10 protein-coding genes are annotated in these 16,040 nt (G+C 35.1%); 9 read left to right on the top strand and 1 reads right to left on the bottom strand.

The window, feature by feature from the left end; all coding sequences use genetic code 11:
* Positions 1-109: 109 nt before the first annotated feature.
* Positions 110-1,186: a mannose-1-phosphate guanylyltransferase gene (locus KF896_04930; protein MBX3043041.1), complete on the bottom strand. Its 1,077-nt coding sequence runs from the start codon at positions 1,184-1,186 to the stop codon at positions 110-112.
* A 220-nt stretch (positions 1,187-1,406) separates the two neighbouring features.
* Here KF896_04930 and KF896_04935 point away from each other — a divergent pair, with 220 nt between their 5' ends.
* The 9 genes from KF896_04935 (at position 1,407) to KF896_04975 (ending at position 16,035) form a co-directional block, all read left to right on the top strand.
* Positions 1,407-1,820 carry a hypothetical protein gene (locus KF896_04935; GenBank protein MBX3043042.1) on the top strand — a complete coding sequence of 138 codons (414 nt, stop codon included), beginning with the start codon at positions 1,407-1,409 and terminating at the stop codon, positions 1,818-1,820.
* Between the two features lie 14 nt (positions 1,821-1,834).
* The gene (locus KF896_04940) at positions 1,835-3,709 is read left to right on the top strand and encodes a hypothetical protein (protein ID MBX3043043.1); all 1,875 of its coding nucleotides are present in this window, start codon (positions 1,835-1,837) and stop codon (positions 3,707-3,709) included.
* 8 nt (positions 3,710-3,717) lie between these two features.
* On the top strand, positions 3,718-4,821 hold the full coding sequence (locus KF896_04945) for a hypothetical protein (GenBank protein MBX3043044.1): 1,104 nt from the start codon (positions 3,718-3,720) through the stop codon (positions 4,819-4,821).
* A 40-nt stretch (positions 4,822-4,861) separates the two neighbouring features.
* The gene (locus KF896_04950) at positions 4,862-5,995 is read left to right on the top strand and encodes a hypothetical protein (protein MBX3043045.1); all 1,134 of its coding nucleotides are present in this window, start codon (positions 4,862-4,864) and stop codon (positions 5,993-5,995) included.
* A 32-nt stretch (positions 5,996-6,027) separates the two neighbouring features.
* Positions 6,028-7,176 carry a hypothetical protein gene (locus KF896_04955; protein MBX3043046.1) on the top strand — a complete coding sequence of 383 codons (1,149 nt, stop codon included), beginning with the start codon at positions 6,028-6,030 and terminating at the stop codon, positions 7,174-7,176.
* 15 nt (positions 7,177-7,191) lie between these two features.
* Complete coding sequence (locus tag KF896_04960; protein MBX3043047.1) at positions 7,192-8,295, top strand: hypothetical protein; 1,104 nt, start codon at positions 7,192-7,194, stop codon at positions 8,293-8,295.
* Between the two features lie 303 nt (positions 8,296-8,598).
* Positions 8,599-12,201 (top strand): tail fiber domain-containing protein, encoded by a 3,603-nt coding sequence (locus tag KF896_04965; protein MBX3043048.1) that lies wholly within the window; start codon positions 8,599-8,601, stop codon positions 12,199-12,201.
* A 12-nt stretch (positions 12,202-12,213) separates the two neighbouring features.
* On the top strand, positions 12,214-13,767 hold the full coding sequence (locus tag KF896_04970) for a tail fiber domain-containing protein (protein ID MBX3043049.1): 1,554 nt from the start codon (positions 12,214-12,216) through the stop codon (positions 13,765-13,767).
* Between the two features lie 12 nt (positions 13,768-13,779).
* Positions 13,780-16,035 carry a tail fiber domain-containing protein gene (locus KF896_04975; GenBank protein MBX3043050.1) on the top strand — a complete coding sequence of 752 codons (2,256 nt, stop codon included), beginning with the start codon at positions 13,780-13,782 and terminating at the stop codon, positions 16,033-16,035.
* The last annotated feature ends 5 nt before the right edge of the window (positions 16,036-16,040 follow it).

Consider the following 16,040-nt stretch of genomic DNA (forward strand, 5'->3'; position numbering starts at 1 on the left):
TAAGAAAATTTGCAATTGACTTAATATTAAAATCAAAATAATATTATATCTGATTGCAACTTTGTAATGTTTTCACTTTAATCATATTAAAGTATTCCAAATATTGAATTTACAGGTATTTGTGAATATTTTTTCTCCGCATAAAATCTACAATTTCCTGTACATTTTCTGATTGCCCTCGTTTACAAATCAGCAGAGCTTCATCAGAGTCAATTACAATTACATCATCCATTCCCACTACTCCAATTAATTTTCCATCAGAAACAAGAAAAGAATTCTTATTGTGAATTGAAACAATATCTCCCATAATTACATTGTTATGAGCATCCTTCATTTGCAATCTAAATAGTTCATCCCAGTTTCCAAGATCGCTCCAGGTGAATGAAGCCCTGATACAATATACGTTATCAGCTTTTTCCAATATACCGTAGTCAAGCGACAAGCTGTTAATTTGTTTGTACATATAACGCAATTCTTCGATATACTCTTCTTTTCCAAAAAATTTATCTAAACTTTTAAATTTTGAATTATATTCTGGAAGGAATTTTTCAAAAGCATTTTGAATTACTTTGACTTTCCAGATAAAAATACCACTATTCCACATAAAATCACCTGACTCTATGAAACGTTCAGCAGTTCCTGCATCAGGCTTCTCAGCAAAAGTCATACAATAGCTCAAGTTTGAACCCGGATGGTCAGGATTATCAATCTGAATATAACCGAACTGAGTTTCAGGTCTTGTTGGTTCGATGCCAATGGTTAAGATAGAATCATTATCAGTAGCATACTCGAATGCTGTGTCCAAACTATTGTAAAACTCCCCAAGATTTGAAATAATATGGTCTGAAGGAAAAACAGCCATCAATGTATCTTCGTCATAACCTTTTTGGAGGAGATAATTTATAGATAATGCAGTACATGGAGCAGTATGTCTTCCAAATGGTTCAAAAATCAAATTTTCTTCAGGTATTCCGGGTAACTGCTTGATAGCAAGCAATCGGTGAGAATAATTGAGAACAATAAAAATATTCTCTCTTCCGAAGTAGCTGAGTAATCGGTTATAAGTATTTTGAAGCAAGGTTCCTTCACCAATCATGTGAGTGAACTGCTTAGGTTTATTTTCAGTACTCTTGGGCCAAAATTTTGAACCAAGTCCACCTGCCATTATCAATGCAACTTTTTTCATATTAATTTCGCTTCCTGATTCTATTCAGGTATTATGAATAAACTCTTTTCAAAATTAATCATTTTTATTGAAATATAAAAGAAAAATTGTATAAAATATGTAGATAAAAATAAATATTTCATTTTTTTTTTGAATACTCGTAATTTTATTATTTTTATTTGGAATCAGAAAGAAAATGTATTATGTTGCAATTGTTTTTGAAACAATTTGGACTTATGTTATGGAAAATTTAAAAGTTTCTGCCAGGTTCATAATTGCAGGTTTTTTATTGGCATTCCTGCTTTCTTTCCTGACTCATTGTCCCGAAAGTAATCCATCAGGTCCGATAAACGAAGACCCTGCAGTAGAGACACCCGACATCAAGCAATTCTCGAATGATGTAATTGCCGCCTTTGAGAGCCAAAATCCTGATGTTGTTCTCAATTTAATGTACGACGAATACAAAGAATTTCACTCTGAAGGTTTAAAAGCAACAGCTGAAAAAATGCAAACCTTTGCAGAAGCACTAAAGAATCGCAAAATTATATTTTCAAGTGAACTTTATGCTGAATACGAGGTAACAATTGATGGTGAAGTATTTACAATTGCTTATTCCAATTACGGTGATGGTAATTGGATGCTACATAGGTTTTAGAGGAGATATGAACCATGAAAATCAGAAATTTATTATTTTTGTTAGTAGGCTTCTGCTCATATTTCTTTTTGCAGTATGCACTTGTAAGCTATGACCACCTTAAATCTCACAAATCATTCAATCGTCATATTGTTGACAAATTTGAAAAACATTTTAAATGGGGCACAAATGACGAAAAATTCAAGAACTATCAGTTCATTTTCACTGACAACTCTGCTATCGGATTAGGCGATAAACACAAGATTGTTGGACCGGCATTAACAAATTCCGGCTATTTTCACTCAACTGTTGAAAATACTGATGTAGCTATGTTGCCAATCGAATGGATTGAACACGGTGGCTTTTCTGCAGATGAACCTCAAATTCCTGCTGCCACAAGGCATTTTTATGACCCTGTAAAATTAAGCGGACACCATTATCTGACTAATCGTGGCACGTATTGGGAAGGGATTTATCCAAATCCGGGGATTGATGCCATTGAATGGGCTTTAGGTGATACAGAAAATGGCAAAGGCAATCCATATAATCTTGATATGGGTAAAACTTACATGATATTAGGTCTTATTGAAAAGGATTCGGTAAAAAGGAACTTGTATTTCGCAAAAGCTTACAGGTGTTTAGGCGAAGTACTTCATAACACTGCTGATATGGGACTCCCCTCACACGTTAGAAATGACAGCCATGCCGCTCCGGTAGGTCTGACTCTTGGAAAGCTTTCCAATTTCGGAAGTCCTGACCCGCATGAAGAGCTATTTGGTCCATATCTGGTGGAAAGATTTAAAGATGATAATCCCGACCCAAATTTATCAGCTACATTCAGTAATGCAAGCAAAATCAGAACAATTAATACGGCACTTGCTACTTTTACAAACGAAAATTTCTTTACTCATGAAACAATAAACGGCATGCAAAAATTTTCTGATGGTACAAGTAAAACAATAGAACCATATAATGGTAAAGATGGCAAGTATCCTAAGCCACGACTTGAAAATCTTGATTATGAAAGCTATAACTACAGCTACTCGAAAAAATTTCCAAGTGGAAGAACTGTTATTTTAGCACGCGACAGATGGTACTTTAGCTATGGTCAGGGTTATCCTCATGTTGATAAAGTTTCAGCTGTATCACAATCATCTGAGCTTGTACCTAATATTCTACATGCCGGCATTAATGTTATGAGATTATTCTTTCCGCATTTGGAAATTGAAATGAATAATGTGGATGATTTGTCAGATACAGTTACCATTGACGTAAAACATATTCAAGATAGTGAATATACTGATGAGATTTGGTATTACGGACCTGTTCGTTTTATGGTCAATGGAAAACTTCATGATTCAATTTTAGTAATTAACCATGGTGAGTTCAAAGGAGTATTACCTTTTCAAGTTAAAAACGGTGATAAAATTAAACCGTTCTTAGATTTGCCAGGTTTCATGATTAATGCTGAAAAAGAAACTATCATAAAGATGAATCCGCTTTGGGGAATCTGGTACATCCGTGAAGTTTTGGATTCATCAAATGACCCTGCTGCACCTGCAAAAGGGACAGTTTTTACAGGAATCAAGTTTTATAAAGTTCTGTCCAATGGTATGGTTAGAATTACAAATCTTGACGGTTCTCAATTAATGCAATTAAAACTCGAAAATACAGGTCTGCATTTTTTGATTACCGGAAATTCCTCTACTCAATCATATTATCAAGCAGGAGATCTAAATTCAAATCAAGAAACATGGTCTGCATATACTGTCAGCGAATACAGGCAAGGTGATGTTTATTATAACAGGAAGTATAATACAAACGGAAGCCGAAAACCGATTGGCTCGAAAGTCAATCATAATCTCGACTCTGATGAAATCTTAGATTTTTCTCAATTCTCAGGAAAATGAGGTAAAAAATGAAAAAGGTACTATTCATCTTTGCATTCTTATTTATTTTAGCATCCTGTGATGAAACAAATAGCCCAAGCTCGGATTATTTGATAGAAAAGAATGTAACTCCGAGCTTGGAAGAACAAGTTATTGAATCAGGTAGTGATTTCAAAATGATATTTCCTGCAAATTCAATATCGAGCAACTTAGAAGTTAAAGTAAAAAAAGAAGGTTCAGTGCCTGCAATGAGTATTCCAAATCTTAAAGCAGGAAAGAATTTTTATCGAATCAAATTTAGCGGTGATGTTGATTTTCTAAAGCCAGTTAATATCATAATCAATTATGATAAATCTGCAATTCCTGCCGGGAAAACTGCTCAGGAATCAGTATTCGGCTACATTTATTCATCAGGCAGCTGGAAACTTGCTGATTATCAACTTGATGAACCAAACGGAAAAATCATCATTAGCATCTCAAGTATTAACGGAAAAACCGATAAAGATGAACCAATTCTGCTTGATGATGGCGAGATGATTTTAGGTTCTTTTACTCCTACTGATACAGGCAATAAGGATGATTTATTAAATTCAATGATTTATTATGAAGGTGATTTGTCATTTTCTGCTGTAATTAATGATAATTTAAGTAGTCCCTTTGGATTTAGCTATGACAATTTAAAGTCTGATACCAAAGGAACAATCACTTGGGGAGGAAATAAGTTCGTAATCCAGGAAAACATTACAAGAGGAGCATATCAAAAAACATATCAAATTACAGGTGAAGTTGATACACTTAATATGATATTGAAAAATGTAGCAATTGTTTGTGAAATAGTTGGTACATTCTCAGATTATTCAACTCGCGAATTTTTTACAGCAACTTTTGATAATATCCAAGGTGATAAATTAGAATGGTTTGATAAATCTATATGGTTATATTTTGATACAGCTCCTTATGATGATGAGAACAAAAACAAAGAAATTTTCAAAAATAGTTTGAAAACTATTAGTTTCAAATATACGAATACCGATAAGGATGGCAAAGTAACTGAGCAGACTCTAAAAGGTATAGACTGGTCTTATTTTCACAATCATTTTTACTTATATTTATATCAGACTAAAATTCGATAAATTAAATTGGCAATCTATATTTAAATTTAAAGGCATAACTATGAGAGTAATAGTTATATTCGTCACAGTATTATTGCTGTCATCTTGTGATGAAATCAATAAATTGATTAGTCCTTCAGATGACTATCTTCTTGATAGGTCAATTTCAGTAAGCTGGACCGAGCAAACAATTGAATCAGGCAGTGATTTCAAAATGATAATCCCTGCAAATTCAATATCGAGCAACTTAGAAGTTAAAGTAAAAAAAGAAGGTTCAGTGCCTGCAATGAGTATTCCAAATCTTAAAGCAGGAAAGAATTTTTATCGAATCAAATTTAGCGGTGATGTTGATTTTCTAAAGCCAGTTAATATCATAATCAATTATGATAAATCTGCAATTCCTGCTGGGAAAACTGCTCAGGAATCAGTATTCGGCTACATTTATTCATCAGGCAGCTGGAAACTTGCTGATTATCAACTTGATGAACCAAACGGAAAAATCATCATTAGCATCTCAAGTATTAACGGAAAAACCGATAAAGATGAACCAATTCTGCTTGATGATGGCGAGATAATTATTGGTGATGCTTATACAACAACAGATACCGGACAAGGTGACCACCCTCTTGCAAAATTTAAATTCCTGGAATTGGGTCTTGTTTTTGATTTGGTTTTTGATAATGGAGATATTGTGAAAGAATACAATATGGATTCTCCTGGTTATGGAGTTAATTATACTTGGTCACAAATATCTTGGAATGGGAATTATTTTACAGTCAAATTTGAAAAAAATGATACAAATTTGACACCATCTGATTCTACTGTCATTGAAATCAGCGGTGAAGTCAGACAAATTGATAATGATGTAATAAACAATGAAATTACAATTATTAAACTCAATTATGACAAGTATCATCAAAGTAGAGGAGTATTAGGCAACATTGATATTTATAAAGATTCATTTGTTTTATATAATGTTAAATTAACTATCCCTTCAAAATTTGATCCTGATAATTGGCCCTGTAGTGAGTGGATTACCGGCACCGATATCGAAAAATATTTGAAGGATATAAAATCATATCGTTATTTAAGTACATTGCAATCAGACCAAACTTATAAGATTACTGAGATATATTCCAAATCCTATAGCTTTGAACAATCTTCTCAGATTTATATTCAATTTAATGCAATTTAAAATTAATTATGATAATCAGAAGGATTAAATCTATGAAATTTTGTAACATTAAATTTGCATTGCTTGGTCTTCTAATGATTTTCACTTCCTGTGATGAAACAAGCAAGCCAAGTTCATCATATTTGATTGATAAAAAGATTCAGGCAAGTTCGGAAGAACAAATTATTGAATCAGGTAGTGATTTCAAAATGATTTTTCCTGCTAATTCAATTTCGAATAACTTGGAAGTCAAAGTCAAAAAAGAAAGTTCATTACCGGGTTTGAATATTCCTAATCAGAAGCCAGGCAAAAACTTCTATCGAATAAAATTCAGCGGTGATACTGAATTTCAAAAGCCGGTTAAGCTCATTATCAATTATGATAAATCAGCAATTCCTGATGGAAAAACTGCTCAGGAGTCAGTATTCGGCTACATTTATTCATCCGGCTCATGGAAACTTGCAGATTATCAACTTGATGAAGCAAACGGGAAAATCATCATAAGCATTTCAAGTATTTTAGGTAAAACTTATAAAGATGAACCGATTCTGCTTGATGATGGAGAAATTATTATTGGTGATGCTTATACAACAACAGATACCGGACAAGGTGACGATTTGCTAGCAAAATTAAAATATTTCGTTTGCAAAGTTGAATTAGGCGATTTTATTGTTGTCAAACAAAGTACAAATCAAGAGCATCATTTCGAGTATTCTTCAATTTCATCATCAAGTGCATTTGAAACCGGTCCGGGTTATATTGATACAGTATTTGTTAAATGGAATGGAACAAAATTCAGCATACAAAGAGATTTTCAGGAAGTCAATAGGCAAATAAGATTAACAGTAAGTGGAGAGATAAACAAACAAACCTGGATTAGTAATAATTTAGTTTATCAATATACAAGTATAATGCAGGTTGGTGAAAACGATACACGCACTACAGATATAATGATAAAACTGAAGCCAATTCAATCATTTTATAAGGACTTCTGGGGAAGTATTCAGACATTGGATATAGATACTTATAAGGTTTTTGAGCAGGGGAAATATGACCATGACTTGATTAAACATGCAGAGGAAGTTAATTTTACATTAACATTCAAGCAGGGTGATAATACTGTTGATATTTACACACTTAAGCAACTAAATGACAATCCAAAACTAAATAAATTTAGTTTAAGTTTAAGAAGTAACCCATAATGTAAGAGGTCAAATATGAAAAAGTTATTTTTTGTTATTATTCTAAGTGGATTCTGCCTTTTTTCATGTGATGAAATTGATAATATTATCAATCCGAAGTCGGAGTACTTAATTAATAAAACACTTTCTCACACAACAGATGAGCAAATCATAACTCATGGTAATGATTTGAAAATCATTATTCCGGGCTCGTGTCTTCAGGGTGAACTAACAATCAAAGTAAAAAATGAGGAAAATCCACCGGGATTTAATATCCAAAATATCACTTTGGGAAATAATTTATTCAATGTTAATTTCTCTGGAAATATAAATATTCTGAAACCAATTCAATTTACTATCAATTACGATGAAAGCCGCATAAAATCCGGTGCAAATGCAGATGATGTTGTCAAAGGTTTGATTTTTTCCGGCGGATTTTGGAAGATTGCGAGCTATTCTATTGATAGAATTAATAAAAAGATTGTCTTTGAAATCAGCAACTTATCCCAACCGTCAGTTAATAAAGATATACCGGTGCTTCTTGAAAATGATGGTGTTGTCTTTGGTGACGGATACTCAACAACTGATACCGGAAATGACGATAATTTACTTAAAATACTCCCTAATTGCCTTGTAACGATGTATAGTGCCCGATACCCCAACGGTTACCCTATTTTTGTTAACAACAAACTTTCCGGCAATTATGAAAGTAGTTTGAATCCATTTACTTTTTCAGGAGATAATTTTTCCATTGACTATAACTCAAGACCTGACATAGACCCATCTACAATTAATCCAAGTATAACCTTTTGGTTTCAATATTTAAAATATAAAGCTTCCGGACAAGTAAAAAATAATTCTCACTCAGTATTGACTCAATTTAACGTTCAAGACTACAGATCTTATCATGCATCTCAAATTGATTGGAATGATTTAAATCTAAACTTCACACTGTCTGATGTGAAATTGTCCTATCAAAGCAAGGAAAACGACACTTTAATTTATTATTTGGATAAAAATGAAGTTAACAGATGCCTGAAATCATTTTACTTTAACTACAATCATCTTTGGGAAAGCAAAGTATATACACAGACAAAATCTGACATTAATGTATTAATAATTAGGTTCACCTTAAAATAATTCTTTTCAAAATATTTTCTGATTCATTTTCTTACATTTTCAAAAGCAGGATAGAAATTTAGTCTATTCTGCTTTTTTGCAATATTACAAACCATACCTTAAGCATGATTGGTTATTATTTAATTTTAAAAGAAGCAATTTATAAGTGTAATATTCAATAATTAATAGCATGTAAAATAAATATCATTTTATGCATAAATATTTTATCGTTTTTTCAAAATATTATTTTTGTATTTCCTAAATTATTATTATATTACACATTATTTATTACTAAAATCCAAAAATAATACGGAGTTAAAGTTTATGAGAAATCTTATACTTTTTTTTATACTATCTACTATTATTTTGCAAGTTAATCATTTAACAGCTCAAGTGCCAAATACACTAAGCTGGCAAGGTATTTTGCAAGAAAGTAATGGAGATAATCTCGATGGTCAGTATAATATTACCATGAGATTATTCGATGTTTCATCGGGTGGTACGGCTCAATGGACAGAGAGTCAGAATAACGTTCAAATTAGCGATGGTCTTGCTAATCTCACACTCGGTGAAATTACACCGCTGAACATTAGTTTTGATACTCAGTTATGGCTTGAGATTCAGGTTGGTGACGGTACACCACTTCCAAGAATAAAACTTACATCAGTTCCTTACGCACTTTCAGCATTATCAAGCATTGAGTATGATCCCACATGGAGTGGGTCAAATGACACAACTGGAAATATTTACAGACACGGCAATGTTGGTATCGGGACTGAAATACCTACAGAGAAATTATCTGTAGTTGGTAATTCATATTTCACAGGAAAAATTGCAATCGGATATGAAGGGCTACCTCCAAACCCATTCTTTTTTGATGTATTATCTGGTGCTTCAAAGAGATTTACGATATTCAATTTCGGAGGAGGACTTGTTGGATCTTTCCAAAATGATGGCTCAAAAGATGGTGCTGTTGTACGCTACAGAGGATTAACCGATGAAACAAAATTCTGGGATGTAGGTCAAACAGACCTTAATTCTTTTTCTATTAATGGCAGAAATAATGCAACGTTAAATATATTAGACAATGGAAATGTTGGAATTGGAACCGATAGTCCTACAGCATTACTACATACAAATGGTTTAGGTACAAATGCTGGAAATGTTTTATTTACAGGTAAGTTTAAATCTTCAAATCCTGCTGACCCTCCTGCATCCAGCTCAGGCACTCGCATGATGTGGTATCCTGATAAAGCAGCATTCAGAGCAGGAGAAGTTGAAAATTCAGAATGGAATAAAAGTAATATTGGTAATCATTCAACAGCATTTGGTCTTAATAATACTGCATCAGGCATTGCTTCATTTGCAAGTGGATCTGGATCATTAGCATTAGGCAACTTATCATTTGCTTTTGGTCTTTCAAGCATTGCTTCCGAAGATAATTCCATCGCTATGGGAAATAATTCTTCAGCTACAGGTACTTATTCAACTTCAATTGGTTATTACACGGAAGCTTCAGGTTATGCTGCAACTGCTTTAGGAGAAAGCTCCATAGCTTCAGGTAGCATTTCCACTGCAATGGGATTTAACTCAGAAGCCACAGGAAGTGTTTCAACAGCTATGGGAAATAGCACGGAAGCCTCTGGTGATTATTCTACCTCTATGGGTGATTTTACAACTGCATCAGGTTACATTTCCACTGCAATGGGTTATAATACTGATGCTGAAGGTGACTATTCTACCGCTATGGGTTGGCTTTCCAAAGCTGCTGGAGATGTTTCTATTGCAATGGGATTTAATACTAAGGCAACAGGTAATAATTCTACTGCTTTTGGTTCTAACACAACTTCATCAGGATTATTTAGCACTGCTATGGGTGTCGAAAATGTGGCTTCTGGAAGGTTCTCTTTAGTAATGGGGCAAGGAAATAAGGCAAAATCCTCATATGAAACTGTCGTTGGAGCATGGAGTACAGATTACACTCCAAATGATACTATGTTTTGGAATGCCGATGATAGATTGTTTGTTGTAGGAAATGGATCGGGTCCTAACGATAGAAGCAATGCTATAACTATTCTAAAAAATGGCAATATTGGATTTGGCACTGATTTACCAACAGCTCTACTTCACACATCTGGATCAGGTACAGGCGAGGGAAATGTTTTATTTACAGGTGAATTTAAATCTTCCAATCCAGGAGCTCCACCTGATTCAGGAGCAGGTACACGTATGATGTGGTATCCGGACAAAGGGGCATTTAGAGCTGGAGCTGTAAGCGGAACTCAATGGGATAAAGATAATATAGGAAGCTTTTCAGTTGCAATGGGAGTGAATAATATAGCTTCAGGTTATAATTCATTGGCTTATGGCCAATCTACTACTGCATCTGATACATTGACAACCGCTATTGGTTTTTTAACCAATGCTACAAAGGATTTTGCTACAGCAATTGGATATGGTACAACTGCTAGTGGAACTGCTTCATTGTCAGCTGGTATACTGTCAACAGCTTCTGGTGAGTATGCTGCCGCAATTGGATATAATAATAATGCATCAGGAATTGTATCTGTTGCACTTGGAAACGAAACAGTTGCATCAAATACATATTCAACAGCATTAGGATACTTTACAATTGCTTCGGGTTATAATTCGACTTCATTAGGTTCAAATACAGAAGCTAAATCAGGTTTTGAAACTGTTATAGGCAGATGGAACACGGACTATACACCGATTGAAACAAATGGATGGAATAATAGCGATCGCTTGTTTGTAGTCGGAAATGGAACAGCGAGCGATTCTCGCAGTAATGCTGTGACAGTCTTAAAAAATGGTAATACGGGAATTGGAACTGATAGTCCTACAGCATTACTACATACAAATGGTATAGGTACTAATGCCGGAAATATTTTATTTGCAGGCGAATACGTTAGCCCAAATCCTGCTGACCCTCCTGCATCCGGCTCAGGTTCACGAATGATGTGGTACCCAAATAAAGGAGCATTCAGAGCAGGGTTTGCAAATGGCAGCCAATGGGATAAAGATAATATCGGCTATTTTTCTGTAGCAATGGGTGCTTCTACAACTGCATCAGCTCTTAACTCTACTGCACTTGGAAGAAATACAACTGCTTCAGGTCAATTCTCTACAGCGATGGGAAATGAAACAAACGCTTCTGGTACTACTTCTACTGCTTTAGGCTCTAACACAATTGCTTCAGGCGATAATTCATCATCATTTGGTGCATTTACAACAGCGTCCGGAAGCAGCTCTGCAGCTTTTGGTGATAATACAAGTGCAAAAGCATTTTGTGAAACTGTATTTGGAAGATGGAATGCTGATTATACACCAGGGGGTGGGGGTGGTTGGAACACTACTGATAGATTGTTTGTAATTGGTAATGGTACTGCTTCAAATACCCGCAGCAATGCAATGACTGTTATCCAAAATGGTAGAATTGGCTTGCAAACTGTAACTTCTCCTACTTATGCCCTTGAATTACCAAACAGTACTACAAATGGTATTGGTAGAGGAAGAGCTAATCTATGGGCTACATACTCTGATGGAAGGTTAAAAACTAATAGAACTGAAATTACTTATGGCTTGAATGAAATTTTGCAATTAGAGCCTTTGAAATATTTTCACCATAATTCTATAACTGAAAATGGTGTAATCAATATTTCAAATGAAGGTGCTAATGATATTGGATTTATCGCACAGGATTTATTCAAGATTTTACCTGAGATTGTAAGCAGACCAGAAGATGAATCATCAGACTTATGGTCTGTATCATACTCAAAATTGACTCCTGTGCTTGTAAAGGCAATTCAAGAGCAGCAAAGCGTAATTGAATCTCAACAAAATGAAATAAATGAACTTAAAAATCAACTAAGCGAAATTAAAACTTTATTATTAAACTTAAATAAATAGGAGGAGTTATTTATGAAAAGATATTTTATACTGATTTTGCTGACAATTATGCAAATCAGCCTATATTCTCAAGTACCTAACACTCTTAGTTGGCAGGGTATTGTACAAGATAATAATGGTGCTAATCTCGATGGTCAATTCAATATCACCACGAGATTATTTGATGTTTCCTCTGGAGGAACTGCTTTATGGACAGAGACGCAGAATAACGTTCAAATTAGCGATGGTCTTGCTAATCTCACACTTGGCGAAATTACACCACTAACCATCAGTTTTAATAATCAGTTATGGCTTGAAATCCAAGTTGGTGCAGGAACGCCACTCCCAAGAATAAAACTTACATCAGTTCCTTATGCACTACATTCTGCTTCTAGCGTAACTTACACCGAAGGCGCAGGTATAAATATATCAGGAAATACAATATCTGCGGCATTAGGCACATCAATCAGTACAGGAGAGTTAGACGACTTAGCTGTAGCAAATGACAAGATAGCAAATGCAACAATTACAAGTGCTAAATTGAGTAGTATGGGTGCAACCAACGGAAATTTATTGGGATATAATGGCACAGCTTGGGGTCCTGTTGCTAAAAACACGGTCAGCCCTTGGAACATTAAGAATAACGGTGATATAGAATTTCCTAATGGGAGGGCATTTATTGGTCCAAGTTGGGGGGCATTACCTGACAACTTCAATCTTGCAGTAATAGACACAACGCCGACTTACATCGTAGTTGGGGGCACAACGTACAACTCCGGAGTAGCTGGGGGTATCGCGTTTACTGAAGGATGGAACTCATTAGGTCCTTGCGGGTTTATGTTAAACGTTGATGGTAACGCATTTGGTGGTACTGGATTAATTTTAACTGGCGGATGTCCGACTCAATCAGATACAATTTTCGAAGCATCACGTGGTGGCGAGATTATTTTTAGGGATGTAGTTAAAATTCATCATAACATTGGAGGAAATTTTGAAAATACTGCAGATGCCGATCTCCATATCAATATGAGAGAGTTTGCAAATACGACAACTACAAGTACAAACAGGCGTAGGGGTATAGCTATCCGACACCGCAGTTCTTCTACAAGACAGTGGAATATAGCAACTCGCGATAATAATAATCTAGAATTTTTCTATAACGGAACTCTGAGAGGCACATTTAGCTCAACCAATGGAGTTTATACTTCAAGTTCCGATAGGAAACTGAAGAAAGACATTGTAAGTATGCCCTCCATATTATCGAAAGTAAATTCACTTGATGTTTACTCTTATCGCTTCAAGTGGCAAACTGAGGATGAAAAGCAACGCAGCATTGGTTTTATGGCTCAAGATGTTCGGGAGTTATTTCCTGAATTAGTCTATGAATCAACTTTTGATGATGGTGAAGAAAGCTGGCTTCAAATGGATTATGCCGGTATGAGCGTTATTGCAATTAAAGCAATTCAAGAGCAGCAAAGCGTAATTGAAAACTATAAAACAGAAATGACACAACAGAAACAAAGAATAGAAGAACTTGAAAGTCAATTAAGCGAAATTAAAACTTTATTATTAAACTTAAATAAATAGGAGGAGTTATTTATGAGAAGATGTTTTATACTGATTTTGCTGACATTTATGCAAATAAACCTATATTCTCAAGTACCTAACACTCTTAGTTGGCAGGGTATTCTGCAAGATAATAATGGTGCTAATCTCGATGGTCAATTCAATATCACAACGAAATTATTCGATGTTTCATCGGGTGGTACGGCTCTATGGATAGAGACGCAGAATAACGTTCAAATTAGCGATGGTCTTGCTAATCTCACACTTGGCGAAATTACACCACTAACCATAAGTTTTAATAATCAATTATGGCTTGAAGTTCAAGTTGGTGCAGGAACGCCACTCCCAAGAATAAAACTTACATCAGTTCCTTATGCACTTTCAGCATTATCAAGCAATGAGTATGATCCTACATGGAACGGATCAAATGACACAACTGGAAATATTTACAGGAACGGCAATGTTGGAATAGGAACTGCAACACCCTCAGCACTTCTGCATACAAGCGGTACCGGCATAGGTGCTGGAAATGTTTTGTTTGAAGGTGAATTTAAGGATACAGACCCTGGCAACCCACCAGTTTCAGGTGAAGGAACACGTATGATGTGGTATCCCGATAAAGCGGCTTTTCGAGCAGGTTATGTAGATGGAGCTCATTGGGATAATGATAGCATTGGTGATTTTTCTGTGGCTATGGGCAATAACAGCAAAGCATTATCAAGCCATGCTTTAGCAATCGGATATGAAAATATTTCTTCTGGATCAGCATCTACAGCTATTGGTCAAAACAATACAGCCATGAGTTTCTCCTCTATAGCTATTGGTTATGAAAATATCGCTTCTGGATTTGTATCAACAGCGATTGGTTGGAATAATAAAGCTTCCGGTTATTCTTCAACTGCAATAGGAAGCAGTTTACTTTCCTCAGGCGACTATTCTACGGCACTTGGTAGTAGTACAATAGCTTCAGGTGCTTTATCCACAGCATTGGGTGCCTCAACCAAAGCCATCGGACCGTATTCTACTGCATTTGGTATTGGCACTACAGCTTCGGGTAAAAGATCCACAGTTTTTGGCTCGAATACAACGGCAAAATCCGGATTCGAAACTGTAATAGGAAGGTGGAATACAGATTATACACCTATTGATACAAGTGATTGGAACATTAGTGATCGCTTGTTTGTTATTGGAAATGGCACTTCTTCAAATGCTCGTAGTAATGCACTGACGGTTTTGAAAAATGGTAGATTAGGACTCGGTACTGATATTCCAGATGCACTTTTGCATACCAATGGCATAGGAATCGGCGGAGGAAATGTTTTATTTACAGGTGAATATAAATCCACAAACCAAGGCAACCCACCCGCTACAGGAGGAGGTACGCGTATGATGTGGTATCCTGATAAAGCAGCATTTAGAGTAGGCATGGTGGAATTTAATAATTGGAACAAAGATAGTATTGGTAATTATTCTATAGCATTGGGGCATAATCCCAAAGCATTAGGAACGGCATCAATCGCATTAGGTTTTTCGTCAACGGCATCTGGCATTTATTCTAAAGCGATGGGATATATGGCAACAGCTTCTGGAGGTTATTCCACAGCGATGGGATATTTTACAAATGCTTCAGGAGCAAATTCCACGGTTTTGGGTCTTAATAATACTGCAAAATCATTTGTTGAAACAGTAGTAGGTAGCTTCAATACTGATTATTCTCATGGAGGAACAAGCGCATGGGTTTCTACTGACAGATTATTTGTTATTGGTAATGGTACTGCTTCTAACTCTCGCAGCAATGCAATGACAGTTCTTAAAAATGGAAGGGTTGGATTGCAAACAGTGACATCACCAACTTATGCCCTTGAATTGCCAAATACTACAACTATTGGTATTGGAAGAGGGCGAGCAAATGATTGGGTTTTATACTCTGATGGAAGACTTAAAACAAATAGAACTGAAATTACTTATGGCTTGTATGAAATTATGAAGTTAGAACCGTTGAAATATTTTCACCATAATTCTATAACTGAAAATGGAGTAATAAATATTTCAAATGAAGGTGCTAATGATATTGGATTTATCGCACAGGATTTATTCAAGATTTTACCGGAAATTGTAAGCCCTCCTGAAAATGAAGCATCAGATTTATGGTCAGTTTCATACTCAAAATTAACTCCTGTGCTTGTAAAAGCAATTCAAGAGCAACAAAGTATAATTGATAATCAAAATCAAAGAATTGAGGAATTAGAGCGGAAATTGGAAATTCTTTTAAACAAAATCGGAAATTAAGGTGT

It is taken from the genome of Ignavibacteriota bacterium (genome assembly GCA_019637995.1).
Taxonomy (GTDB): Bacteria; Bacteroidota; Ignavibacteria; order Kapaibacteriales; family UBA2268; genus JANJTB01.